The 25,255-nt window shown below is 57.6% G+C and carries 24 protein-coding genes and 4 pseudogenes; 9 read left to right on the top strand and 19 right to left on the bottom strand.

Annotation, left to right across the window (positions count from 1 at the left end):
* Positions 1 to 4: 4 nt before the first annotated feature.
* The 7 genes from ASC96_RS16830 to ASC96_RS16800 form a co-directional block, all read right to left on the bottom strand.
* The gene (locus ASC96_RS16830) at positions 5 to 385 is read right to left on the bottom strand and encodes a hypothetical protein (protein ID WP_156397584.1); all 381 of its coding nucleotides are present in this window, start codon (positions 383 to 385) and stop codon (positions 5 to 7) included.
* A gap of 393 nt (positions 386 to 778) precedes the next feature.
* Complete coding sequence (locus ASC96_RS16825; RefSeq protein WP_060504300.1) at positions 779 to 1,852, bottom strand: histidine kinase dimerization/phosphoacceptor domain -containing protein; 1,074 nt, start codon at positions 1,850 to 1,852, stop codon at positions 779 to 781.
* Positions 1,853 to 2,061: 209 nt separating this feature from the next.
* Positions 2,062 to 2,337 (bottom strand): hypothetical protein, encoded by a 276-nt coding sequence (locus ASC96_RS16820; protein WP_060504299.1) that lies wholly within the window; start codon positions 2,335 to 2,337, stop codon positions 2,062 to 2,064.
* A gap of 94 nt (positions 2,338 to 2,431) precedes the next feature.
* Positions 2,432 to 2,812: a DUF6481 family protein gene (locus tag ASC96_RS16815; protein WP_060504298.1), complete on the bottom strand. Its 381-nt coding sequence runs from the start codon at positions 2,810 to 2,812 to the stop codon at positions 2,432 to 2,434.
* Positions 2,813 to 2,843: 31 nt separating this feature from the next.
* Positions 2,844 to 3,068: a hypothetical protein gene (locus ASC96_RS16810; RefSeq protein ID WP_060504297.1), complete on the bottom strand. Its 225-nt coding sequence runs from the start codon at positions 3,066 to 3,068 to the stop codon at positions 2,844 to 2,846.
* Positions 3,069 to 3,193: 125 nt separating this feature from the next.
* On the bottom strand, positions 3,194 to 3,403 hold the full coding sequence (locus ASC96_RS16805; protein ID WP_056540424.1) for a cold-shock protein: 210 nt from the start codon (positions 3,401 to 3,403) through the stop codon (positions 3,194 to 3,196).
* A 266-nt stretch (positions 3,404 to 3,669) separates the two neighbouring features.
* Positions 3,670 to 7,656: a PAS domain S-box protein gene (locus tag ASC96_RS16800; protein ID WP_060504296.1), complete on the bottom strand. Its 3,987-nt coding sequence runs from the start codon at positions 7,654 to 7,656 to the stop codon at positions 3,670 to 3,672.
* Between the two features lie 690 nt (positions 7,657 to 8,346).
* Here ASC96_RS16800 and ASC96_RS31855 point away from each other — a divergent pair.
* Positions 8,347 to 8,795: pseudogene (locus tag ASC96_RS31855) on the top strand (MarR family transcriptional regulator).
* A 100-nt stretch (positions 8,796 to 8,895) separates the two neighbouring features.
* Here the strand turns inward: ASC96_RS31855 and ASC96_RS31850 are convergent.
* The 5 genes and pseudogenes from ASC96_RS31850 to ASC96_RS32720 form a co-directional block, all read right to left on the bottom strand.
* Positions 8,896 to 8,985: pseudogene (locus ASC96_RS31850) on the bottom strand (short-chain dehydrogenase); the annotation flags it as partial.
* A 341-nt stretch (positions 8,986 to 9,326) separates the two neighbouring features.
* Entirely contained in the window at positions 9,327 to 9,683 is a 357-nt protein-coding gene (locus tag ASC96_RS16795) for a hypothetical protein (protein ID WP_348270807.1), read from the bottom strand.
* Positions 9,684 to 9,746: 63 nt separating this feature from the next.
* Positions 9,747 to 10,250: a sensor histidine kinase gene (locus tag ASC96_RS34385; protein WP_348270806.1), complete on the bottom strand. Its 504-nt coding sequence runs from the start codon at positions 10,248 to 10,250 to the stop codon at positions 9,747 to 9,749.
* On the bottom strand, positions 10,247 to 10,693 hold the full coding sequence (locus ASC96_RS34380) for a PAS domain-containing protein (protein WP_348270805.1): 447 nt from the start codon (positions 10,691 to 10,693) through the stop codon (positions 10,247 to 10,249). Before ASC96_RS34380 ends, ASC96_RS34385 begins: the two co-directional genes overlap by 4 nt.
* 265 nt (positions 10,694 to 10,958) lie before the next feature.
* Positions 10,959 to 11,042 (bottom strand): annotated as a pseudogene (locus ASC96_RS32720) (transposase); the annotation flags it as partial.
* 349 nt (positions 11,043 to 11,391) lie between these two features.
* Between ASC96_RS32720 and ASC96_RS16785 the strand changes: the two are divergent.
* Positions 11,392 to 13,092: a PAS domain S-box protein gene (locus ASC96_RS16785; protein ID WP_348270804.1), complete on the top strand. Its 1,701-nt coding sequence runs from the start codon at positions 11,392 to 11,394 to the stop codon at positions 13,090 to 13,092.
* A 222-nt stretch (positions 13,093 to 13,314) separates the two neighbouring features.
* Here ASC96_RS16785 and ASC96_RS16780 read toward each other — a convergent pair whose 3' ends face one another.
* From ASC96_RS16780 to ASC96_RS16760, 4 genes are all read right to left on the bottom strand, one after another.
* Positions 13,315 to 13,752 carry a response regulator gene (locus tag ASC96_RS16780; RefSeq protein WP_060504295.1) on the bottom strand — a complete coding sequence of 146 codons (438 nt, stop codon included), beginning with the start codon at positions 13,750 to 13,752 and terminating at the stop codon, positions 13,315 to 13,317.
* 2 nt (positions 13,753 to 13,754) lie between these two features.
* Positions 13,755 to 14,870 (bottom strand): histidine kinase dimerization/phosphoacceptor domain -containing protein, encoded by a 1,116-nt coding sequence (locus ASC96_RS16775; RefSeq protein ID WP_060504294.1) that lies wholly within the window; start codon positions 14,868 to 14,870, stop codon positions 13,755 to 13,757.
* 1,858 nt (positions 14,871 to 16,728) lie between these two features.
* A partial coding sequence (locus tag ASC96_RS16765; RefSeq protein WP_210171869.1) for a relaxase/mobilization nuclease domain-containing protein occupies positions 16,729 to 17,958 on the bottom strand: 1,230 nt, incomplete at its 3' end.
* A 106-nt stretch (positions 17,959 to 18,064) separates the two neighbouring features.
* Positions 18,065 to 18,532 (bottom strand): hypothetical protein, encoded by a 468-nt coding sequence (locus ASC96_RS16760; RefSeq protein ID WP_156397581.1) that lies wholly within the window; start codon positions 18,530 to 18,532, stop codon positions 18,065 to 18,067.
* A 378-nt stretch (positions 18,533 to 18,910) separates the two neighbouring features.
* On the opposite strand from ASC96_RS16760, the gene ASC96_RS16755 reads away from it, so the two are divergent.
* Positions 18,911 to 19,594, top strand: coding sequence for a ParA family protein (locus ASC96_RS16755; protein WP_162246367.1), 684 nt, complete (start codon positions 18,911 to 18,913; stop codon positions 19,592 to 19,594).
* Positions 19,591 to 19,971, top strand: coding sequence for a hypothetical protein (locus ASC96_RS16750; protein ID WP_060504289.1), 381 nt, complete (start codon positions 19,591 to 19,593; stop codon positions 19,969 to 19,971). Before ASC96_RS16755 ends, ASC96_RS16750 begins: the two co-directional genes overlap by 4 nt.
* A 901-nt stretch (positions 19,972 to 20,872) precedes the next feature.
* Here ASC96_RS16750 and ASC96_RS31840 read toward each other — a convergent pair.
* Entirely contained in the window at positions 20,873 to 21,358 is a 486-nt protein-coding gene (locus tag ASC96_RS31840; RefSeq protein WP_244482111.1) for a hypothetical protein, read from the bottom strand.
* 47 nt (positions 21,359 to 21,405) lie between these two features.
* Between ASC96_RS31840 and ASC96_RS16745 the strand changes: the two genes are divergently transcribed.
* Complete coding sequence (locus tag ASC96_RS16745) at positions 21,406 to 21,666, top strand: helix-turn-helix transcriptional regulator (protein ID WP_060504288.1); 261 nt, start codon at positions 21,406 to 21,408, stop codon at positions 21,664 to 21,666.
* A 104-nt stretch (positions 21,667 to 21,770) separates the two neighbouring features.
* The gene (locus ASC96_RS32715; RefSeq protein ID WP_156397578.1) at positions 21,771 to 22,202 is read left to right on the top strand and encodes a hypothetical protein; all 432 of its coding nucleotides are present in this window, start codon (positions 21,771 to 21,773) and stop codon (positions 22,200 to 22,202) included.
* 263 nt (positions 22,203 to 22,465) lie between these two features.
* Here the strand turns inward: ASC96_RS32715 and ASC96_RS33385 are convergent, their stop codons facing one another.
* On the bottom strand, positions 22,466 to 22,609 hold the full coding sequence (locus tag ASC96_RS33385) for a hypothetical protein (RefSeq protein ID WP_200956633.1): 144 nt from the start codon (positions 22,607 to 22,609) through the stop codon (positions 22,466 to 22,468).
* 284 nt (positions 22,610 to 22,893) lie between these two features.
* Here ASC96_RS33385 and ASC96_RS16740 point away from each other — a divergent pair, with 284 nt between their 5' ends.
* From ASC96_RS16740 to ASC96_RS16730, 3 genes are all read left to right on the top strand, one after another.
* Positions 22,894 to 24,114, top strand: coding sequence for a DUF1173 domain-containing protein (locus tag ASC96_RS16740; RefSeq protein WP_060504287.1), 1,221 nt, complete (start codon positions 22,894 to 22,896; stop codon positions 24,112 to 24,114).
* 122 nt (positions 24,115 to 24,236) lie between these two features.
* A complete protein-coding gene (locus ASC96_RS16735; RefSeq protein ID WP_060504286.1) occupies positions 24,237 to 24,476 on the top strand; it encodes a WGR domain-containing protein in 240 nt (79 codons plus the stop codon).
* Between the two features lie 58 nt (positions 24,477 to 24,534).
* Positions 24,535 to 24,813 (top strand): HU family DNA-binding protein, encoded by a 279-nt coding sequence (locus tag ASC96_RS16730; RefSeq protein WP_060504285.1) that lies wholly within the window; start codon positions 24,535 to 24,537, stop codon positions 24,811 to 24,813.
* Between the two features lie 46 nt (positions 24,814 to 24,859).
* Here ASC96_RS16730 and ASC96_RS31835 read toward each other — a convergent pair.
* Positions 24,860 to 25,030: pseudogene (locus ASC96_RS31835) on the bottom strand (DUF736 family protein); the annotation flags it as partial.
* Between the last annotated feature and the right edge of the window lie 225 nt (positions 25,031 to 25,255).

Genomic DNA, 25,255 nt, shown 5'->3' with positions numbered 1-25,255 from the left:
AGCACTATTCCACCAGCCGGATACCGCGGCCGCCGGACAGCCCGGTGGGTATAAAATCATTCCCGTCTTGCGTCGGTTTCTTGAAGAGCGCGGTGCCCGATACATAAAGGTTCAACACTTTGGCGATCAGCGCCGTATAGCTCGATTCCGTATTGAGGCTGCCGCTGACGTTCCAGTCGATTACCGCGTATGGCAGGTAGATCAGGCCATTGTAGAAGCTACCCGCAGATGTGTTGATACGGAATTGCACATTGCCATCCATTGCCTTGCGCCCTTGAAACATCAGGATACCGGCATGCTCACCTTTGGTCGGAGCCGATACTTGCAGGATCGCGGCACCGTTTAACAGCAATGGTGACTGTGCATCTTCGAAATAGAACTGCACGTCCTTTCCTGTCACCCTGGCGGATGTGTTCAAGGTGAAGGCACCGTCTCGAAAAGCGTATACGCCAGGCTTCAGCGTAACCTCGTCGGCGGCGTTCACCGTCAGGCCACCACAATATACACCTGACTGTTGATCGTCTTCAGGCCGTTCGAGGTACAGGCAGCCGTTCGCGCATCTGGCTCAGGCATGCCAGCCAGAGGATCGGGGACAACGGGAGAGCCATCCACAGGCGGCGGCGAGATCATTTTGCCTCACCCAAGCTTGGACTTGCCGTTGACCGCGATCGACGGTGCAGAGAACTTGCCCTGATTTTCAATGTAGAACGCCCGTTGCGTATGCGACGAGTTCACCTGAAAACCGCATTCATTGATCACCGAGTTCGCATTCACGGAGTTAGGTTTGATTTGCTTCCCGCTTTTCAAACACGATGGTGACTTGCATCCCCATCCCGGACGCCGTTTCTACCTGAACGTCCGCCTTGGCGTTATGCTTGATCGACTGCACGATCATCGCACTGAGCTTACCGCGACGCGGCCAGTCGGACGGATTGCTGAGACCGATGCCATTGTCTGCCACCGAGATCCTGCAGCCTGTATCATCCACCACGCAGCGCAAGACGATCTCACCGCCATCACGGTCCTTGAATGCGTGTTTAAGGGCGTTCGTCATTAGCTCGTTGACGACCAAACCGACAGGCATCGCAATGTTGACGGAGACGGGCCAGGTGTCGACTTTCAAATCGAGCCGAATACCCGGAACCGCATGCGCGGCCATAACCGCCGAAGCAATCTGGCTGACATATATCCCGAGATCGACCGTGTCATCCGCGTTGGTATCGGAAAGGGAACGGTAGAGGGTCGCCAGCGCGTCCACTCGACCCGCGAGTCGGTTGAAGCGCTCGCCTTCCTCCGGATGTTGAGCGTTGCGGGCCTCCATACGGATCAGCGCTGTAATCATCTGGAGATTGTTTTTGACCCTATGCTGCAACTCTTTGAGAAGCACGTCCTTTTCCGCCAGCGTGCTGGCCAGATCAGTCCCGGTCTGGCCACTATTCGTGGTCGCGATGGCCACAAGACGAAAGAGTGGGGCGCCAGCGTCATTGACGATTGTATTCGACCACGCGTCAATGTGCGACTGCGGCTCCGTATGGGAGGGTGTCGCAAACACCCCGAGATACTCCTCGCCGGCCACAATGGCACTTGCGAGGTCTTGATCTCCACTCAGAGAGCGCGCCAGAGGGAGCCAGGACCATGGCTTACCCTGCAGCTCCTCAGCTGAAGCCGCCATCAGGCGCTCGAACTCGATATTGGCGTATACCAGCACCTCCCGCGGCGCGAGTTCCGCCACCGCTACACCGAACGGGACATGATCAAGGAATTGCCGGAAGCGGTCATCGTCCAACGCCTCACCAAGATGGGGAAGGTCGGCCACAGTCTCAGGGCTCATCGGCGATTCTTCAGCAGTCATTTGCAACTCACAGCCATTTATCGTCCGGTACTTAGCATGCCGGATGGCGCGGATCCAAAGGATTCGGATTGCGGAATGCCACGCCAGTGAAGCCGCTGTTTGACCAGCCTTGGTCAGTCATCCGTCGCCTCGCTGCCAGTCGGCCTTGCGAGCCCACATGAGAATTCACTTCTCAGCAGTTTCAATGCCTGCAGAGATGCGCATCCTCATCAAGCGCGGTCGTAGGTAAAGGACGTTAGGAGGGTCGTCACGAAGTTGCTGGCCCGTTCCTTGACCAACACCTCGGTCCATTCATCGGTGCCGCGAAGTCGCAAATCCGTGTGGATGCTGTCCACCGCCGCTTCTTCGATCCGCTTGATATGCGTGTTAAATGCAGCCTCGCCGCCGGCGTGATACATGTCTCTGATTATCATGCGCAGGATTTCCTGGATCGCAATTTGCCAGGCCGTGTTGATCGCCTGCAGTTCGTTTGTATCGGGTGCCATAAAAGGTTCCTGAAAAAGCGTGAATTGGGGCATGACGATGTCACGATCTGATCTGTTGCACAGACCAACCCTTTAGAAGGTGGACGCCTAAATGCTAGACCTGCCGGGCCTTTCGTGGGGCGTAGCGTCTGTCTCGTTCAGCCTTGCGGGCGGCCTCGTCTTCAACAACTCGTGATATCCGGGCGTTTTCGGCCAGTTGTCGCGCCTCGATCTCGGCTGTCGCCGCGGCCTCGAGGACTGCTTGCTCTTGAGCCGCAAGGGACTCAATACGGGAGCGCTCCTCCTGCTTCAGTCGTTCCCGTTCTGCACGGCGCGCTTCACGAGCTTCAACAAGCGAGATGCGCTCGGCCTGCCTAGCGGATTGCGACGGCTCGTTTGCCGTCTTTGCTGCGCGGTAGGCAATGAGAAGGGATGCCTTGGCATCCCCCGCAGCGGAGCGTCCATCGGTGATTTCGTTGTTTCTGGCGTTTCTCAAATCAATATCCTGACTATTGCGTTTCGGATGTTCAGCTTGCCTTGGATCGTTTTGCAAGCAGCGCGGATGTTGCATATAGCCGGTCGGCTTGCTCCTTAGCGAGCCGCGCTTCGCGCAACCTGACTGTCTTGGCATCGCGCGCCTGAGCCACGGATTCGAGTTCTTCCGCAGCATTGTTCTTGGCGAAGAACTCCGTCTGAAGACTGCCGAAGGCGGTCTCGGCCTGCTGGCGAGATTTGCTGTATGTCTCTGTCATTGAATATCCTCAATGTTGGCTATGAGGCCAAAACGAAAAAGGCCAGGCGAACTGCCTGGCCTCAAACTGATAATTGCTCCCGGCAGTGCCAGTACATCCGTGGTCAAAGGGAAGCAGAGATCGATTTAAGCGTTCTGGAGATTACAAGCGGACATCTTGCCCGACTTGTTGTCCCGCTCGAGATCGTAGCCAATCTTCTGGCCTTCGACGATTTCGCGCATTCCGGCGCGCTCGACGGCAGAGATGTGAACGAAGGCGTCAGCGCCGCCGTTGTCAGGTTGGATGAAGCCGAAGCCCTTGGTGGAATTGAACCATTTTACTGTGCCAGTGGTCATGATGAACCCTTTCAAAGCATAGAGAGAGGATCCGCGAAGCAGCGCTCCGAGGACGGTTGTAACGACTATTTTTGAGAGAGAAGTTCGTTTAGAACGCGGTGCCAGTCGCGTGGTAACCAAAGCTCGGCAAGCAAAAGATCGATAAGCACTCTATACGTCAGGATACAGCGTTCGTCAACGCTTAGTTTTCGACGAACGCACCTTTCTCCTTTTGGTTGTCCTCTCGTAGAAAACCCGCGTCCGGCATCGCGTTAAACCGACGCCCCTTACCGGACCGCCTCCAGAGCTCGTTTAAGATCATTGATACCGTGCGGCTTCATTAGCAAGGCCGTCCGTGACTGATCGACAAGTTGCGGGCCGTGGCTTGCGCCCGTCGCAAACACGATGCCAATCTCAGGCCAGCGTTGCCTGACAACCTGGCAGAACTTTTCCCCCGACATTCCCGGCAGTCCAAGATCCGTCACCAGAACGTCGAAACCACCCTGCTCCAACAAGGGCAGCGCTTCTTCCGCCGATCCGGCTTCCAACACGTCGACGCCGAGATCTGCCAGCATGTCGGCACTCGCCATCCGGATCAACGGATCGTCCTCGACGAGAAGCACACGAGATGTAGTTTGCGCTACCGGTCTGGGCGTAGATGTGGACACTTGGTCCTGGCGCTCCTGAGCTACCCCGCGCTGCTTCTCATTGTTGAGGACATGGCGGATCTTGCGGGCCAGCGCTTCGCGCGTATAGGGTTTTGACAACAGCTGCACACCTGCGTCGAGACGCCCTCCATGGACGATCGAGTTTTCCGTGTAGCCGGATGTGAACAACACAGCGAGGTGCGGCAAACGTTCCTTTGCCTTCTTTGCCATCTCGCTGCTTTTGAGAGGCCCCGGCATGACGACATCGGTGAACAGCATGTCGATTTGAATGCCGCTTTCGATGATGCTGAGGGCGGCCGCGGCATCGTTCGCCTTCAGGACCCGGTATCCGAGCTCTTGCAGCATCTCGATTACAGTCGTGCGGACGCCTTCGTCATCCTCCGCAACCAGAATGGTCTCTTGGCCGCCCTCCACGGGGCCTTCGGACAATGCGACTTCGACGTCTTCCTGCTGGACGGACCGAGGGAGATACATCTTCACCGTGGTACCCTGCCCGGGCTCGCTGTAAATTTTGACATGCCCTCCCGTCTGCTTGACGAAGCCATAGACCATGGAAAGACCAAGTCCCGTCCCTTTGCCTTCAGGCTTGGTGGAAAAGAACGGCTCGAAGACTTTCTCGATCAGTTCCGGTGACATGCCGGTTCCAGTGTCGGTGACAGATAAAGAGACGTATTGACCGGCTTCGACCTCCTGGTGCTGACGGGCATAGGCATCGTCGATATAGGCGTTACCAGCCTCGATCGTCAGCTTTCCAAACCCGTCCATGGCATCGCGCGCGTTGATTGCGAGATTGAGCACGGCATTTTCAATCTGCATCGGGTCGATAAGTGTATTCCACAACCCGCCCGATACTACGGTTTCGACCTCGACGCCCTCTCCAATCGTGCGTCGCAGCATCTCGTCCATCCCCTGGATGAGACGCCCGACATTGACAACGCGCGGGTCAAGGGCCTGCCTGCGTCCGAAGGCGAGCAGCTGCGATGCAAGCTTTGATCCGCGATTAACGCCGGCCAGAGCGTTCGAGATTTTTCGCTCTGCCTTATCGTTGCCGGCAACATCCTTGACCAGCAGCTGGAGATTGCCGGCAACCACCTGTAGGAGGTTGTTGAAATCGTGGGCCACACCACCCGTCAGATTGCCGATGGCTTCCATCTTCTGTGCTTGCTGCAGCGCGAGCTCGGTCTTGCGAAGGGCCGCGGCGGCTTCACGTTCCTCGGTCACGTCGCGTCCGACCGCATGAATATAATCGTCGTCAGGAACGGCCGTCCACGAAATCATCCGGTAGCCGCCATCCCTGGCCTGGTATCGGTTCTCGAAAGAGAATGTTGTCGCGCCCTCGCTGAGTTTGCCGACTTCCGCCAGTGTCGCCTGAATATCATCCGGGTGGATCAGGTCCATGAAGGATCGCCCGACCATGTCCGACTCCTCCCAGTCGAATACGGTTTTCCACGCTGGATTGACAGCAGTAATCCTCGCACCGAAGTCTGCCACGAGCATAATGTCGGTCGATAGCCGCCACATTCGGTCGCGGTCCGCCGTCCGCTCCGTTACCCTTTGCTCGAGCGTTTCGTTCAGCTCTTCGAGTCTGGCGCGTGCATCGCGCTGGTCTTCGATGTCCGTGTTCGTCCCAACCCAACGAATGATGCTTCCACCATCATCTCGAACGGGTACCGCGCGGACGATGTGCCAGCGATAGCGCCCGTCAGACCGCCTGAGCCGGACCTCCGTTTCGTAGTCGTGACCAGAGAGCAGCGCTGATTGCCAGCGTTCTGCGACACTGGCCACGTCTTCCTCGTGAACGATGCTTGTCCACAGCGCGCCGTCCAGCTCACCCGGGCGGGCACCTGCGTACTCGTAGACCCGCTCGTTAAACCAGTCGAGTTGGCCGTCGGGCGTTGCCGTCCAGACGTGGTTGGGTATCGCTTGAGCCAGGGCTCGAAAGCGCGCTTCGCTGTTCTTCAGGTCTCGCCGAATCTTGCGCTCATCCGTCACATCCTGGACGACACCTACGAAGCGGATAGGCTTTCCTGCAGGATCGAACTCGAATTCGCCGCGGCGGGCGATCACGCGCTTCTGGCCGTTATCGGCCCGTCGGATCCGGTATTCGACATTGAGCGGCGACTGACCGGTGCGGCGTGTCCTGGCGTTGGAGCCGATCTCCTTATCCTCATCGAAGACGAGCGCCTCGACTGTCGAGATATCGACCGCCTTCGCCTCGGAGAGCCCATAGATCTTGCAGAATTCCGGCGTTGGCGTCAGGATGTTGGTCTCGATGTCGAGGGAAAATACCCCGACTTTTCCAGCTTCTTGCGCCCGGCGCAGCCTCGCGTCCGCCTCCTCCAGCGCCTGCTCCGCCAGATGCTGGCTAGTCTGGTCACGCAAGACCTTGACCAGACCGATCGGATGACCGTCTTCATCGCGGATGATCGGGCTGATCTCGCCGCTCGCCCAGAACCGCTCGCCAGACTTTCGAACATGCCAGCGATCGTGATGGGCAGTCCCCAGCTGCAAGGCAGCTTCCATCGCCTCTCGCGGCCGGTTTGCTGCCCGGTCATCGGGCGTGAACAGCATCTCCCAGTGGATCCCGACCGCTTCCTGTTCCGTCCAACCGAAGATGTGCCGAGCGCCTTCGTTCCAGCGAAGGATACGTCCGTTCATATCCAACGCCATAATGGCGTAGTCGACCGCCCCATCGAGGATCTGGCGGCTTTGCCGCTCACTGTTTGTCAGTGCTTGTTCGGCGATTACGCGGTCAGTGACATCAGAACCTTGCGCAAAAATGCCGACGACAGCGCCATCTGGATCCAAAACGGGCTGATAAATCAAATCAATGTATTTGCGCTCAACCTGGGCACCGACTTCTGATTGCAGGTCGACGGGAAGCGCTTTGCCTTCGTATGGCACGCCGGTGGAATAAACCTCGTCCAGGATCTCGAAGTAGCCCTGGCTTTGCAGGTCTGGCAAAGCCTCCCGCACAGACCGGCCGACGACATCGGGACGGCCGACGAGCCGCTGGTATGCGGCGTTGGTCAACTCGAAAACATGGTCCGGGCCTTGCATCATCGCGACGAAGCCGGGGGCCTGTTCAAACATTCGACGAAGACGGTTCTGCCCGTCCTGGCGCCAGCGTTCTGCTTCGACCTTGGCCGTCGTCTCGATAACGATCGCTATCACTCCGCACGGCGTACCGCTTTCGTCCATGACAGGCGAGTAGTCTAGGTTCATGAACACTGGCTCGGGCTTTCCGCTCCGATGGAGGGTTAATTCCTGGTCTTCGTAAGCCAATGTCCTTCCGGCAAGGCACACTTTCATGACGTTGTCGTTGAAGGCTGCGACCTCAGGCCACCCTTCACGGACCTTCGACCCGAGTAGTGCAGGATGGCGGCCGCCGGCGAAAACGGCATAGGCGTCATTATAGATCATGATCCCGTCCTCGCCCCAAAGGGTGACGATCGGGACAGGTGATTGAAGGATTGTCGCTGTCGTCACCCTCGCCGCTTGCGGCCAGCGAGAGGGAGGCCCGAGCGAGGTCTTCGACCAATGGAAGGCACGGATCAAGCCTGCAAGGTTGCCCTGGTGGGCAAGGAAATCGAAATCGTCGGACATTGCGGGACCATTCAAATGTTTTCGGCAAATGTAGGCATAACATCGCTTTAGGGAAGCACGTTTCTTCACGTATGGGGCGGAAATTTTGCTTGCCTGCGGTCAAGCCCGCGGGACCACGGTTCGCTCCCCGATCATTCTACGAAATCGGTACCGTCAATGTCGTATCGCAAGTTCCTAAACGATGCTTCTCTCGCCGCATGAACGCCCAATCGATCAATTCGTGGGTCCAACAGCACCTTGGTGAACAAGTCTGAGAACAGTGGGGATTTTCTCGTAAGCCGACGGCGTCATCAAGAACTGAAAGCATGGCATCCTAATTCGGTTTGTGGGTAGCCTCGCAGCTAAGTTCTGGGAAAATGAAGACCTCCCTAACGCCTCTGGTGGATAAAACCGCATTCGCTTCACGTACACGAGAGAAGTCGGCCGGCGAAGGCTACGCCTGACTCAGCGATCACGTGCCCAAGACCATGGTGAAGTTCCCCGGTGCCGAAGGTGCTGGTGCACATTGCGAGTTGTGAGCGAGCCGCCTGGCGTATGCCCGAATGTACGACTGGCTAGATTAAACGATGGCCAACGTGCGCCGAGGAATGTCAGGGTGCGCCAGTGGCCGTGCGGCACAAACGCCCGCAGACGCTTGCTCTTGGATTCAGGAACCCAAGTCAATTCAGATAAGCAGGGAAATGTTCTAGAATGACCAAACGCCATAACGTCCTCGCCCCTACGCGACCAGCTGTGCTATGCGATTTACAATGCCGGCATCGCCATCCAGCGCGCATACAAGCCGTTGCTTGACGAGCTCGGACTGACCTAACCGCAATATCTCGTCCTGAACGTTCTCTGGGCACAGGACAATCAGACCGTAGTATCCATCGCCGACCAGCTTGCTCTTGAATCCAGCACGTTGACGACTCTATTGAAACGCTTGGAAGCCGCCAGGCACCTGCGCCGGACGCGCAACGCCAGCAACGAGCGTCAGGTTCTGGTGACGCTGACAGATCAGATCGTGCCTTGCAGCACAAGGCAGGCTGCCTCAGCGATACCTTGCTTGCAACCTCGATCCAGACACCACCGGACTCGCTGCCTTGCATCACGACGTGCGGCACCTGCGTGACGTGATCTACTCGCAGATCGGCGGGTGAGACGCACCCGCCTGACCTGCAGGAGCAGTCGATGGCTAGCTAAAGCGGTCGGAACCGTACCACCGTCGATCATATGCTCGGTTCCAGCAATCGATGCGGCTCAACCCGAGGCAAGGAACGCGAGTAGATCCGCAACCTCTTCCGGTTTTGCCGGTCGTCCAAGCGGTATGCCGCCGAGAGAGTTCATGATCCCTGTATTGCGGCGTTGTACAAGGATTCAACGCGCCTTCAGCGACCTCTCCGATGCGAGATCAAACTTCATGGAAGCAAACATCGCATCAACGACAGTTATGAAGCAACACATTCCTCGCAAATGCCACAGCCATCCTTGTCGAGGAAGCTTCGACGCCCGCAACAAAGACATGGCTCCATTCCGTCCTGGCTGTCTTCGCGCTCAGGACGCAGGATTTGCACTTCGTCGGTTGAGATCAAGTTTTCGGGATGGTCTTCCATCTCGAGCCTCCAAATTCGGGGTCAGACCTGAGATAGTGTGATGCTGATGGATAAGGGGTGGTATTCACAGCCACCCGGTTATCTGCAAAACGCCTGCATGACCCGGACCAACCGATCAAGATCCGTAGGCTTGCCGAGGTTGGCGACGTCGGAAAGTACAGGCTCGGACGCGAGTTCGGATGGATGACTCGCGCTTGCGATCACATAGGGCACGCCGAGCGTTTTCAATTCAGCGGCTACCGGTACCCTCTCGGTCCCGAGGCGGACATCAAGAACGGCCGCGTCGGGACGTTCGGTTTTGATAAGATCAAAAGCATCAGCGACCGATCCGGCGGGGCCGAGAACATCGAACTCGGCGTCGCGAAGGGGCGCGAACCAGTTCCATCGCGATGAACATTTCATCCTCGACAACGAGAACCAGCTTCTTACGTTCAAGTCCGGGTACCGCAGAGTCGTCCATAAGACCTCACATTGGGATTTTGATGCGTGCGGTTAAACCTACAGGCTCGTAAAAGAGTTCCACCGCTCCGCCTGCCTGCGCAGAGGTTCCCTCGATGAGTTCTGTGCCATAACCCCTGCGCGTGGGCAGAGAAACCGGAGGTCCGTTTTTTTTTCACGCCAGGCGCAGTGCAGAACGGGGCGTCCTCGGGCATCGGGTTCGAGCGCCCAGTTGACGTTTATCTCACCTTCCGGAACAGAGAGTGCACCGTACTTCACAGCGTTGGTCGCGAGTTCATGAAGTATCATGCCGACCGCAAGAACCTTTGTTCCCTCCACCGCAACCGAGGGCCTCGAGGCATAGATCCGGCCTCCGTCCATCCCTCCGATCGAATGCCGTAAAATTGATTGAATCTCGGCGCCCTCTTTATTGGCGGCAAGCTCCTGCGCGTGAAGGGCAACCTCAAGCCTTTTCAGAAACGTCCCCCGGAAGATTACAGCGCCTGGGTCCTCCGCGTCGGTATGCATGGCAATCGCCCGTACGACGGCGAACATGTTCTTCATCCGATGGCGCGTTTCCGCGATGATGAATTCCCGCTCGGCGTCATGAAGCTGGCGCTCGGTAACGTCGTCGAAAATGACGAGAATGCTACTGCTGTTATCGTCGGGGTGGATAAGCCGGCGGGCGTCGACGTGAAGGTTTTCTGACCGACTGATGGGAAGTCATGTTTGACCTCGAATCCTATGACGGCAGCCGCTTTCGGTATCACTGCGTGAATCAAATGCTTCAGCTCCGGCACGTCCCATTGACCGTTGCCCAGCTCGAACAGGCTTTGGCCGATGACATCGTCACGGTTCACTTCGAACATTGTGACAAAGGCATTGTTGGCAGTCGTGACGTTGAAGTTCTTATCCAGGACGACCACCGGCTGAGTCATCGTATCCACAACGCCTTGCGCTTGAACGTGGCTGCTTCTAAGCAGTCGATATAGGTCTTCAAGCACCATCCCTGTTCCCCTCAGCCAGCTTCGACTTCCATCGTCTTAATAGACGCCTGCCGATCTGCACGAGACATAGCGCTGTCCAGTGAGAATGGAAGGCACATCGAACAGCTGTCATCTATGACGCCCGCCTAGCGCCGCAGCACGGGCATGGCGGGCGGATCTCGATCGGCTCATCGGCTGAGTCTTCAGCGAGCGGCATGGCAGTGTTCAGGAGTTCGCGGGCACGAGCGATGCTGATCTTTCGGGAAGTGCCGGTGCGCAGACCCTAATGCCGGATGCGGTGGAAGCCGCGCGGCAAGACATGGAGTAGGAAGCGGCGGATGAACTCATCGACCGCGAGCGGCAAGATCTGCTGCCGGTCGCAGCCGTCGCGGCACGATCTCGTCCGAGCAGGCAATCGAATTGGCGAAGTTCCTATAGTAGCGGCTGGTGGTTAACCGGCTGCTGGGGCGATGATTTTACCGATTTTTTTTCTTCGTTGCGACGCGCGCTCTTGTCGTCGGAGCCGACTGCGATATTGTTCTCGCTCGAGAGGCGTATCTGCGCCGCAAACTCGAATTGGGGGACATAGTCTGACCGATCCACGGCTTCCATCCGCCGCTTATCCCGTTGCCAAGCTCCTCGATTCCGTGGACTGGGCATCGGGACCGATTGGCCCGAAATCGGAATGGCCCGCCTGTCTTCACGCCGCGATCGATATCATGGTCCCGTCGCAGGCTCAGATCGTGATGTTCTGGGGGCGAGAGTTCGTCGCTTTATATAATGACGTCTATGCGCCGACTATCGGCAACAAGCATCCGCATGCATTCGGGAGACCTGCCCAGGAACATTGGACCGAACTCTGGGACGATTTGGAGCCGCTTCTGAGACGCGTCCTCGACAATGGCGAAACCGTTGCCGCGAAAGACCGGCCCTTTTACATCGAGCGGCACGGATACCCGGAGACAGTCTACTTCGACATCTCGTATTCTCCGGTATCTGACTCCGACGGCGTCGTTCACGGTGTCTTCTGTATCGTGAACGAGACCACCGAACGCGTACGGGCTGACAGGGCGCTTCGCGAAAGTGAGGAACGCCTCAGGGCGATTTTCTCGCAGTCGGCCGCGGGCATTGCCCTCAGCGATTTGACGGGCAAGCTCATCACCGTGAACGACCAATATTGCGCTATTGTCGGCCGGGCCAGGGAAGATTTGATCGGGACGCGGATGCAAGATATCACGTTCGCCGACGATGTTCCCGAGAACAAGCGTCTTTTCATGCGGTTAGTGGAAACCGGCGAAAGCTTCGAGATCGAAAAGCGGTATGTACGTGACGACGGTAGTGTGGTCTGGGTCTCGAACTCCGTGTCTGCGATTCGTGATGAACGAGGTAGGATCTCGCAGGCAGTTGCCATTTCGATAGACATCGGAGAGCGGAAGCATGTGCAGGGGGTCGAGAAGCATCTCGCATCAATGATTGCTTCGTCAAACGACGCGATCCTCGGCATCGATCTTGACATGAAGATCACCAGTTGGAACGCTGCTGCTGAACGGCTGTACGGCTATTCGGAGGCCGAAGCCTTAGGGAAGTCGGTGCTGATGTTGGTTCCGGGCGACCGCAGCGATGAGGAGCCGACGATCCTTCGGCAGATCAGGGCCGGTCGCGTCGTCGAACCCTACGAAACCATCCGCCTACGCAAAGACCGCCGTTCCGTAGAGGTGCTGCTAAGCGTTTCACCGATCCACGATGCGAGCGGCAGAGTCGTCGGTGCTTCGAAGCTCGCACATGACATCACGGTTCGAAAGGAAGCGGAGCGCCTCCAGTCCGTTCTCGTAAACGAGATGAACCATCGGGTGAAAAACTCGCTTGCGATTGTGATTGCAATAGCACGACAGACGATAGGCCGAGACAAACCCAACCGCGATGACGTCGAGGCGTTCACCAGTCGGATCGGATCGCTTAGTCGCGCACAGGATCTCCTCGTCCACGGTGACTGGCAGAAGGCCGATTTAAGGGCGATAGTCACACAGGCAACCTCTCCTTATCCGGTCGACGCCTTCCATATCGACGGGCCGCCCGTGCATCTGCCGCCCAAGGCGGTCATATCGCTTTCACTGGCGCTTCACGAGCTTGCAACCAATGCCGCAAAATACGGGGCGCTTTCGGCTCCAGGCGGGCGGATATCGGTTTCGTGGCAGTACGATTCCGCGATGAGCCCGTTCCTGCGTCTGACTTGGAAAGAGGCGGGAGGCCCAGAGGTGGTTGCACCCAACAGCAAAGGCTTTGGTTCAACGCTTGTTGAGCGCCTACTGGCCGCGGAGCTGAAAGGTGACGTCCAGCTCTCCTACAACAAAAGTGGTGTCATGTGTGTCATCGAGGCCAACATACTCCAGTTGTCGGATGAGGCGGCCGCTGTGCGTTAAAAACACCCCTTGGGACGCAAGCGATCAGTCAGGCATCGTATCGATCAACTCCGTCCCCTCACTTCCGCTCCCATCGGCCGATAACGGAAAACCGCAGCCTCGGAGGTAAAACGCCTAAACCTTATGACCAGCGCTTCGTTCCAATTTGCGCGTATAGTCGGCAGGTTTCGGACTGCATCATGATAAATTGACGTCAAACAACAAGCGCCGCGGATTCAAGAATCAACGCGTCTGATGAGAGAGGTGCGCGTTGGCGGTAGCCTGCTTCGGAAGCACGAGGCTCGGCGGCGCTCGGTTCGGAGTACCCCCTCCCACGACCGATTCTACATACTTCAGCGTGTTCTGAAGGCCGTTCATTGTGTACGGCTTCTCGAGTGCCCCGATGGCTCCGGCGAGGTCTTCGGGGATACGTTTGAGATTGCCCGAGACGAAGATGTAGGGGATGCCCTTCTCGGCGAGCCGTCGACCGACGTCTAGCCCTGTTGGACCGTCGGTAAGCTGAACATCCACAAAAGCAAACTCCGGGTCTTTCGCCTCGATGAGTTCGAAAGCCACTTCGCTTGCCGCAGCCTGTCCCACCACCTGGTGTCCAGCGGTTTCAATCTCGCTTTCGAGTTCGAGGGCCAAAAGGGCCTCATCCTCGACGATTAGTACGCGCATTTTTACTCCTTCGTGTCATCGACAAGCAGCGTGACGCTGACGTCGGTGCGATGACCCGCCAGCGTCCGCTCGATCGTCGCGCCAAGTTGCCTGAGCGAGGTGTTCAGCATCAGATTGCTAAAAATGTGCTCCTCACAGTCGACCTCCACCGGGGTGACCGTGTCGGCAACACGAATAAGAAAGTGCCCGTTCAATCGTCGCACTTCGACATGGATTTCGCCGCCACCATCGCTCAGACCCCGACGCACAGCATCTCCTACAAGCTCATTGACGACGAGGGCGATCGGCGACGCCTTTGCGGCCGGAACAATGACCTCGTTCAAATCGGTCGTGACCTTTATGTCGTCTCTCTTCAGGGCGTCGACGATGTCGAAAACCAATTCCCTGGCGAAGTCTGCGACGTCGAAATGACCCACATCGTCATCATTGAACAGTTTGCGCTGGACAGTGCTCAGCGCCTCAACGCGATTGAGGACCGAGCGCAGGGTCTTCCTGACGGTTTCGTCTTGGGACATCCGTGCTTGGAGCTTGACGATGGAGGCGATGGTCAAGAGGTTGTTCTTCACGCGATGATCGACTTCGTGAACAAGCACGGTTTTCGTCCCAAGAGCCTCCCGGAGATCGGCTGTTCGCCTCTGCACTTCCTCCTCGGCGATATGCCGCGCCGCGGCGAGGTCCGCTTCCTTGCTCTTGATATTGGTGAAATCTAGCTGGGAGGCAAAGAAGTAAATGATCTCGCCGTCACTGTTGCGGACCGGGCTGACGAACAGGGCGTTCCAGAACGTGCAGCCGTCCTTGCGATAGTTAAGGATGTCGGTTGCGATATCCTTGCCCGCCGCAATCGCGTCACGAATTCGCGCAACGGCAGCGGGATCAGTATCGGGACCTTGCAACAAGCGGCAGTTCTTTCCGATCAGTTCGTCGGCCGAATATCCCGTTAGTTCTGAGAAAGCAGCATTAGAAAAGATGATTGGATTGTCGTGCTGGCGCGGATCCGTGATAATCATCGGCATTCGCGTCGCCTTGAAAGCGGCGGCGAACGGGTCTTCGGAAGTATGCCGAGCAAGGAGCCTGTCGCCAGCGTCCCGCGCGTCCGTATACTGGTCGTTTCCCTTCATCGGCACCCGCCCTTGTTAGGCAATCAATGAGACCCCAGCGGCTCTTGTCGCTGGTGACCCCGTTACTCAAGTTCGAGAGATATGAGACAAGTCGTGTAAGTCAACATCACCTGCGGCACTCTCCGGTCGCGCATCGAGAGTAATCCGGAGTTACGAACTGGTCGGGACCGAACAGAAGCCCCTGTCGTCGATGAGGAACCCCTGACCCCATGGCGCTGGCCGACGCGCTCATTGACAATGGCTACTATTTAATCCCACCGCAGTACGAGCTAGGGACATCGCTCGCCCTACCACAGAACACACACGTCGATTCCAGCCTTCCGGGCGTGATCATTTGAGCAGACCTACCGCTTCCAGCGCGCGATGCAGGTACCCTAAACGGCTGAATGGACGGCGCAAAGCTGCCGCATCTAGCGGCAATCATCTTGAGACCACTCGTGCTCAAGTCTGAAATGTGGAAAATGCAGGTGAACTCACAGCCTTGACCGATTAAAGTCGCTTGGGTAAGTGACAGAAATATCCTGGCTTGCTCCACTTAGCATTCGCTTAGCGCTCCACCACATCGCGTCCATTGTCGCGGTGACGCTCTTGCTCGGTCTGGCGAATGCGCTCATGACGCTGTTCGTCCTGCACACCTTTCGAACCCACCGCCTGCTCGCGTGCTGCCCGGGCCGCTCGACCTGTAGCAATAGCGTCTTGCTGGACCGCGATTGCGGGATCGAGAGTTGCCGGCGGCTTCCGGTTCTGATGATCGCTGTCGCTCGCTCTTCCAGCTGCCAACGTTCCCCCTCCCCCGGAAGTTTGCATCGCCGACGGTATCTGCTGCAACTCGATGTCACGACGCTGCTCGGCAAAGAGTGTGGAAATTTCGCGCCGCATTTCCTCGACCGCCTGGCGCTCACCACTACTGTCGACCATGGTTTCTAGGCGGTCCATGGATTTGTTGGCGCGTGCGACGCGCTCATCGAACTGTTCCAGCGATAGTGGCATGGTATTTTCCTTTCGATGTTTGATGCCTGAAACGAAAGTCACGAATTTCGCCAAAGGCGTGGCTTCCGACGCCGCCGGGTGAGCGAATTTGTCGAAGCGATTCTGCAGCCACGGCGTCGGATGACCATTCTTGCCAGCGCCGGCCACCTCAACCGAAACGGCGGCATGTAGCCCCTGTTCGAACAACCGTCGCTCGATATTCTTCATAACCGCAAGGGTCACCGCGCCCGGGCCAATCTCCTCCTGTCTCTTCAGCTCCCGCTCGAGCATGCTGACGCTCGCTGCGGTTGGCGCCAACAGCAACACTGTTCCGGCTTTCACAGAAACGAACCGAGAATCGATATTCAGGGCGCGCTCGACAGTTTTCGACACGGAAGCAGGGTCGTTGACAGTTTTGATTTCCAGCCGCACAAGCACGATGCCAGTTTCATTTTGTGGTGGAAGCTTTGGCGATTTCTCCGCGGCGGCAGCGGCAAACCGATCGGCAGCATCAATCACTGTGGATTTCGCCCCTACCTTTTTCAGCGCGTCCACGGTCGCCCGCCATAGTGGGGCCAGTGCAAGACTGCTGTTTGCGAGTGAGAAGCGATCGGCGACACCGGACCGCTTTCGCTCGACGCGATTGTTAAGATCGCGGTTCTTCAGATAACGCGGATCGGAAAGACCACGTTGGTACGCGCCGGCCTGCGCCTGACTGTACGGCCGCGTTGCCGCGACGTCGGCGCGGCGGGTCGCCACCATTGCGATCCCATGCTCACGCGCCCTTGCCGCGAACCGCTCTCGCCATTGATGAAGTTCGGGCTTGGTCAACCGCAGCGCTTTGCCAACATCATCGCGGGCGGAAATCATCGCATGGACGTGCACATGNCGCGAACCGCTCTCGCCATTGATGAAGTTCGGGCTTGGTCAACCGCAGCGCTTTGCCAACATCATCGCGGGCGGAAATCATCGCATGGACGTGCACATGACCGGTTTCCGGATGATGCGCCGTGACCCACCGGTGCCCTGCGACCTGGTCGCTCAGAAAATCGCGCACCGCGCTGTTCATCGCCTCCGCATCTGTACCGGCGCGGGCTGAGAAAATGACATGGAAAGCATTGCGTGGTTCAACGGTGCGAATATGACCGGACCACTCCTGCCAAATTCCGTCGGCTGCTTTCTGGATTGAAGCGCCGCGTTTTACCGCGTCGCCGGCGCTCGTGATAACCCGCTTTTCAGCACGAAGAAACTTTTCGAGGAAATAGCGGCTCGACTTTTCCGAAGTGGTAGCCCCAAGAACGCGAACCTCCGCCCGTCTGCCGGCGTCCGCCAACCGAGCCGCAAGGTCATCTTCGGCAGATCCTGCGAACCGCACCGAACCATCGCCCTTCTCACGGGCTTTCAAAGCGCCAGCCAGTTTCCGCGCCGGCAGGTCCGTGACCGCATAGACAGAAATCTTCCCATCCGGACGATGAGAATAAAGGAATGGCTTTGAGCCGAAGGCAGCGTTCAGCGCCTCATGAAGATCGTCGTCTCCCGCAGGTTCGGCAAACGTAATCGAGATGCTCGCCACCGCGTTAACGGCATAAGGCTCGCGGAATTCAGCGATCCAGTCTGAGAGAACGGCCGCGCGCGCCTCCCTGCTTGCGATAGTGATCCCGTTTTGATCAATGACAGGAGTGTCAAGCTTTGCGTTGCTGCCATTTTCGCTTTCGACCTCGCGCGTTCCAAGATAGGTGAGCAGGCCAGCGGCCGAAGTTCGGCTGCAAACCGTTGATGTGACTTTGATCACAACCGGCTGGGCACCGGCAGCAAGCGCTCCCCGGCTGGCAACCGCTGACCACGCCTTGTCTTTCAACGAACGCCGCGTGGCGATCTGCGTGTTGGCCTGACGTGCGGCGCTACCGCCGCCGCCCCCGCCCCTGCGCAATTCATCGTCCTCTTCGGGCCCCGTGCGTGAAGCTAAAGCACCGACGAGCGCGATGACGTCCTGCGGAGAGGAGCGCGCTGGCTGCAGGATGGAGGCGATAGTCTGCTCCCCCGACGGGACGGAGATCGTCGCGGCCCTGGCTGCAATCCCTGTTGGCAGATACCGCTTCCCAGCGCGATCACTGGTCACGTGAGGACCACTCCCCCATCCGCGGCGCCGCTCCTCATCATCGTCAAGAAGAGATGCCCCCCGCCGCGCGGAGTAGCCATCGACTTCGCCGAGGAGACTTGCCCACTCATAAGCGATGGACGCCTCCTCTCCGGTCACGCCGGCTGATCCGAAGCATCAAATCGACATCGGCCCTCAGCCGGAACACAGCGTCGAGAAGCTTCCGCAGCGCTGCATCAAGATGCGGTTCATAGCCGACGCGGCCTTCGTTCATGGCCCGCACAGCCTGGTTGAGATTGATGCCGACCCGACGCAATTCCTCATTCGTGCCCCGCAGATGGTCGGCTTCAATGGGTCCGACAGGCAATGGTAGACCGGCCTGATTGCGGAAAAGCAACCGGATAACATCGCTTGCAGTGCGCTTTTCTCCGCACAGCGCCGCGAGCGTTTGCCGCTCTTCCGGCTTCATGCGGACCCTGACCACCTCGCTTCGCATCGCTTCCTCTTCCTTGCCACTGGTGCCGGAGGCGCCCCAGAGCGCCATCGGCGCGAACACCAGCACCGCCGGTGCCGGTCGGCGTCGAGTTTGTACCACAGACTTGACTATCCTGCCACCGAAAATAAATTATATTTTCCACTTCGCACTGTCAACTCGCACTCGCAGGTGTGACGCACGAGCCGTCTTTGGACGGCGACCGACAATGGGTAATTGAAACGCGGGCAATTGCCCATTGTTACGTGAAGAGTGGCCGTCAAAGCATGGATAATGTCCGATATCCGTTGTTAATCATCAAGAAATGCGTCATCAACTGCTCCTTGCCAATCAGCAATGGGTCGTTCCCCGTTGATGATGAACAGCCAGCAATTGTCGATAATCAATCATCAGCGGTCAATGAGTAACGGGGTACTGAAGCGTTGCAAGAAAAGCTGCTAACTGTTAATTATAGTTTTTCTTGAGATGAACGGAGCTTTCATGATCGTCACCATCGCGAACCCAAAAGGCGGGACAGGAAAAACTACGCTCGTGCGGGCTCTATCGGGAACCGCCGCCCATGCCGGAAACGATGTATTTCTCATCGACGCCGACAGCCGTGCCAACACAATGCGATGGGTGACGATGTCGAAGCAGATGGAGGTCTGGCCTGACAGGCTGGAGGCAGAAAGTTGCTTGGATCCAAGTCGGCTCTACAAAATGGCGTTGGATCGGCAGCGCGACGGCAGGATCGTCTTTGTCGACATTGAGGGAACGACAAATGAAAATCTCTTCGCGGGTCTCTATTGTGCCGACGTCGTCCTCATTCCCCTTCAGACCACCCAGGACGACGTGGTCGCCGGAATGCAACTCGCACTCAATCACATCCCCGTCGTCGAAGACGATCAAAAGCGCAAACTTCCCGCTCTGATCGTCATCAACCAACACGATCTCGTCACCGGACGCGCTAAGGCGCATGCACCGCTTCGCGAAATCTTGCGGGAAAGCGGCGTTGCGCTCGCCTCGAAGCCCATCGCCCGGCGCGCTTGCTATCAATCGATCGGCGCCGCCGGCACGCTCCAGACAGTGGCAACGCCCGACACGAAAGCCATCGCCGAGATGGAAACGCTTCTTGGCGAGGTTCTCGCCCTTTACAGATCGACCGCTGAGGGAGTTCAATCATGAGCGACGGAGCAAACAGCAAGAACTTGGTTCTCGGGCTGATTTCCACCAACCGCGAAAAACCGTCCGTGCGTGAAAAGCACACCGCCTCCCCTCTTCTGCAAACCGAGGGCGACCATCGAGCCTCGACGTCGAAGCCACCGGTAGACCGTGCCCAACTTCGGGAGATGGTCGCCAAGGGTGAAAGCCGCGATCCGATTGCCGGAAAACGCTTCCGAGACACAGAAAAAGTGACCACCGGTATTCATATCCGCGCCGACGTTCACAAGACGCTGAAGATCCTTGCCGCGATAGAGCGCCGCAAGTTCAACGCCTATATCGAAGAAGCGATCGATGACTATCTCGAAAAGATCGCGGATCGGATCCCCGACATTTCCTGAGCATTTGGACGCGGGGCCCATCATGCGCTCCGCTTCTCATCCCCGGCGGTCGCTGATCGCCGCCATAAGCACAGGCCCGAGACCGAACTCGCCCCGCTTTATCGGACCCAACAGTCAGCCAGAGACATCCTGTCAAAACCCAGTCCAGTCGGCTGCGCCAATCCTCGAAATCATAGACTCACGCTTGTATTTTATATGGACCAATTGACAGTGCGGACAGGCGAATTCTGAGGCGAAAGCCGTCCCACTGGAGCCTTGCTCCAGATGGCCTTCCCAGAGAACCGTCAGTTAGGGCGGATTTGGCCGATCTGACGTCGTGCTACTAGCTGCCGAGCCCGAACGACATCGCGATTTACTTCATGTGCTTCGTCCGTTACCCCACCGGAACGAATTCCAGCCTCGCAGCACCAGGCGAGCGTTTGCGCATCCTGGCGATCGGTTTTCACGCGATTTGCCGACCGGCACGGCATCGAAGGTGATAAAAATCACCATGCAGTCCACGCCGGCCTTCGCTTGACTGGCCTGCGCAACGATGTGATGGGCGTACGACACTCTCACCCGTCACTGGCTTCGATCGCGGGTCCGAAGCGACCGAGTGGACAGCCGATCTTCACCGCCATCGGGAAAACGGCGACTGGGCCGGCTTAGCCGACCCGTGTTTCGGACGGTCGCCAAATAAACGCGCTTCCGCTCATGCGCTCTTTGGCAATTAGGCTGAACTGTCTTGTATCGCGATGATAGCTCGAATTCGATATCCGAGTCTCGACATAGGCCAGATCACCCGAAGCGACATTTTTCGTGATCCATTCAACCTGCTTCCTGTCGAGAATGGTGACCTGTACCCAGTCGTAGGTTTTCGAACGTGGCCGAGGGTATATGACGATTAAAATGCCCCATTCATTTAAACCTTCGAGGTTTCATTCTTGATGTCAAAGAAATAGGGCTCTGACTTGAGCGGTCGGGATATGGAGACCGTTTGTATGCAGCCTTGCTGTCGATCAGAGTTATAAAGACCGTGCGTCCTGCCCTGACACATATTCACTGTCCTTATGCAGAGGTTCTGCTCTCTGCCAAAACCGTTCCTGTCCTGGCGCCTTCCAACCTGATATCCCTTTGGGCACGCAGCATAACGTTCAAAACCGGGGGAGCCTGTGCCGGCTGCCGGGCAGGTTGGCCAATCACAGTCTGGCTTCTTCATCTCCGTAATCAAGCGCTTCATCGGCGGATGGCAGTAAGCGACACCGCGCCACGAGGGATTGGACGATGCTGCGCACAACAATACTTCACAGCCCCATTCGCTCGCGGTTGCGGGAAAAGCAAACACGGATGCGGATACAGAAAGAAGAACTCCAATGACCGCGTTCATTCTTTTGATTTTGACCGACATGGGCACCCCTCACACGAGACAATGGATATTTAAATATAATTAATCCTATGGCAACGAGCAAGCGTAAGAAGACCGATACCGACCTGGGCACGATGATCCTGCGAAACATGGCGATGACCATGGAGCGCGAGCGGGAAAAGCGCGGCCTAAACAAGAAGGAAATGGCGAGCCTGTGCGAGATCACATCGCCGTATTACCTGCAGATTCTCGACGGGTCCGCAAACCCGTCGCTCCAGGTCATCACGCGGATCAGCACGAACCTGAAGATCCCTTTGCAAGTGCTGATGATGGGACAAAGGGCCGAATAAAGCGGACTGATCGATAATTCTGCCTTGCGGATTCAGTAAATTATAATTACTTCATTCATCTGCTGGCTTCGGATGCGGTTTATCCGGCCCACGATGGAGTGACCGTGATCTCGAAGCACCCGCTTATCGCCGTTTTGCTACTGGCGACAACCACGGCAAACGCCGCTGATAATCCCATGTGGCGCAGCGGCCTGGAGTGGACATGCGCGTTCTCGTCTGTCATCCGCTGTGAGCGGTCAACCGACTGCTCCTCCCATCCAGATAACGGTACGATTAAACTCGATTACCGGGAAAACAATTTGATCGACCTTGCAGGACGAAGTCACCCTATCAAACGTCACTATGTCCAGACGGTAACCGGCAGTCCGATTGGCAGCGAGGTAAAAATTGAACTGACGACAAACGAGGTAATCTGGCTTTCAGCCGCCGATGGCGGTGGGACATTCTCCGACAATTGGAGGGGCGCGATGGTTTCGCCACGGGTCGGGGTGATCGTGCAAGAGCTACGGCCATTGATCTGCGCGCCGGCATCTTAATCTCGGCGATGCGTTACCAATTCAACGCGGCGATACCACTTTTTGCGTCGCTGAAGAAACTCATTTTAAGTGCTTTGCAGGCTCGATGCCGGATCAATTCGACGCCCTGATCCGAGGTTGAGGTAGGATAGCCATTACTGCCAACTTTAGTCCCCAGTCTCGTCGGGACAGGATCGATGAGCTATTCGGTAGCCATTGGGGGGCAGACGATAACGCCGCCGGTCGAACCGGCGGCGTTATTGAAAGGTGGCAAAGGGTGCCTCCTAGGTAGGAGACTGGTGCTCAAGGCGGGCGGCGAGTTCTTCGATTGCGGCGCTCAGTTCCGTCTCAATCTGGCGACGTTCTTCGAGATTAGGTGCATTGCGGAGTTCCGCGTACAGTTCTTCGATATGCTGTTCGATCGTCATCTTCTTCTCCTTGACGTTTGTGAAAGATGAAATCGGCGCGGCTCTAAGGAGAATGACGGGTCAAGGTTCGCGCCAGCGACCGGCAGAGCCGGCGTGCGGAGGAACCGATTTTGTCGGAGCGCTGCGCAGGCAAAATTGGAGGGGCCGTGCGACCTTGAGGCGGCATCTTCCTTGGGGCCACAGTGGCCCATCTCAGCAGACAGGGGCTTGTCTCGTGTGCCCCCAAAGGCGTTGCGGCAGATCGGCAGTTTATTGGAGAGACGTGAACGGTGACCAGACGCTATATGATCGGCCAAGTGATCGTCGAGGATGACGACCCGGAGTTCAACGCCACCTTGGGCGAGGCCTATCGCCTGCGAGATCGACCGATTTGCCTCTGCTGTGACAAAGGCGCCTCGATGTACGTTGCGAAGATTGGCGAGCAGCTTGTCATCAAGCGCATGCCGCTGTCAGGTGGCGAACACGATCCGCAATGCCCGTCCTATGAGCCGCCCTACGAGCTGTCAGGCCTCGGACCGTTGATCGGTGGCGCTATCCAGCTTGATCCGGCAAACGGGTTGGCGGCGCTCAAACTGGATTTTTCACTGTCGAAACGGGGCGCTAAAAAGGTGACCGGGGCGCCAACCCAATATGAAGGTCCGGTTAAGAACGAGATTAGAAAATTGTCGCTGCGTGCGCTCCTGCATTATCTCTGGCATCAGGGCGGCTTGACCGAATGGACGGCGCATTGGGCTGGCAAGCGGCATTGGTTTCAGGTGCGAAGCCATCTGATGGACGCAGCCGCGACCATGACGGTCAAAGGTGGGGCATTGGTCGAGCGCCTGTTCGTACCGGAGACCTTCAGGCTGGAAGACAAGGCGGTTATCGTGCAAAGGCGGGCTTTGGCGCTGGAAGACATCCGCGCACCGGCATCCGGGTCACGTAAACTGATGCTGCTGGTCGGCGAGGTGAAGGAATTCGCATCGGCGCGTAGCGGCCAGAAGATCGTCATCAAGCATATGCCGGGCTTTCCGCTGATGCTCGAGGATGGCGCTTGGCGGCGACTGCAATCGCGATATGCGGCGGCGCTGGAACTCTGGCAGGCAAACGAAGCGTTCCATCTCATCGTTATCGCGACCTTTGGCATGACGCCGTCCGGTATTGCGGGTATCGACGAGATCGCATTGATGTGCGTGACCGAACAGTGGCTCCCGATTGAAAACGCCTATGAGCAGCGGCTGGTCGAAAGTTTAGCGCGGCTCAGTCTGAAAAGCGTGAAGGGTTTACGTTTCAATCTGCCATCGGCGCAGCCGATGGCAGCGGCCACATTCCCGCATCATCGGCCGTCGCCGGTAGCGCTCTATATCGTGCCGCCCGATGCGGATGGGGGTTTCAAGGTAGCGCTCGCGGAGATGATTGCCGCGCGTCCCGATGTCGAGCCATGGATCTGGCGCGTGGCCGAAGGGGAGATGCCCGTTTTGCCGGTTCTGTCGGAGTTCAGCACCCGGCAACCATCACGATCGTGAATCGGTCATGGCACACAGATTCAAAACCGTCATTGGACGCAGGATGAACGAACGGCGATCCTGCCACGATGATTGCCCAACCCTATCATCTCTAAATCGAGCGGATCGATGCCACCAAGAACATGGCGCGCTATTATGCATTGTCGATCCAGCCGACATTGTTCGGTGAGGCATGGCTTTTGCGCAGCTGGGGTCGCATCGGGTGCCGCGGCCAGCAGAAAATTCACCTGTTCCAAGACGAGCACCAGGCCGTCAGCCTATTTCTCGAACTTGCCCTGCAGAAGCGCAAACGAGGCTACCGAGCCCGCGCAACCTGTGGAAAGTCGGAAAATTCGACCACGGTTTGTGCAGTGCCTCAATGACAGCGACACAATTGGCTGTCACGGATTCCGGCATCTATGACGATGAGGAGCACAGCACATGACGACTACGAACGAAATCGCGGAAAAGGTGGCCACTGAGCACGGCCTCACCAGAGCCCAAGGCAAGGCCGTTGTTGAGACGGTCATCGCCTCGATTACCGAAGCTGCCCTTGCCGGCAACGAAACGAACTTGCCCGGGTTTGGCAAATTCAAGGTCAAAGACACGCCGGAGCGCGATGCGCGCAATCCGGCGACCGGCGCTACCATCAAGGTCGCCGCTGCAAAGAAGGTGACCTTCACGCCTGCGAAGGCGCTGAAGGATGCCCTCAACAGGTGACACGAGAAGAGCCCCGCTCGGGTCGAGCGGGGCTCTTAGTTTAGCGTCAGCGGCGCGTGTTGCGCGACCAGATCAACTGCAGACTTTCCTGGCCCTGAACTTCGGTCAGTGTCGCGTAAATCGGAGCCGGGAAGCTCGGATCGTCGAGCTTGACGGAGATGTAGTCGCGCTCGGTTTCGCGTGCCTGTTTCTGCCAGCCTGCCCCGAATTCGACATTTTGCGGTGCACCGCAAAATGTCGATTATGCTGAGAACGTGATTATGCAGAGTGTCGGTCGCTGAAGGCCGGATTTGCCGGTGATTTCTGCGGATTTCTCTCCGCATAATTCCGGGGGAGGAGATAAGCGCCCCGCTTTGAGCGGAGCGCCGTGGTGCTGGTCAGCGTGACCAGATGAGCTTGTGCTCGCCCTTGTCGCCCTGGACGAGGGAGGCGTAGACCGGCG

The sequence above is a fragment of the Rhizobium sp. Root1204 genome, from assembly GCF_001424965.1.
In the GTDB taxonomy this organism is placed as follows: Bacteria; Pseudomonadota; Alphaproteobacteria; order Rhizobiales; family Rhizobiaceae; genus Pararhizobium.
The sequence above is the reverse complement of the archived record's forward strand: the minus strand, read 5'-3'. Positions and strand labels throughout refer to the sequence as shown.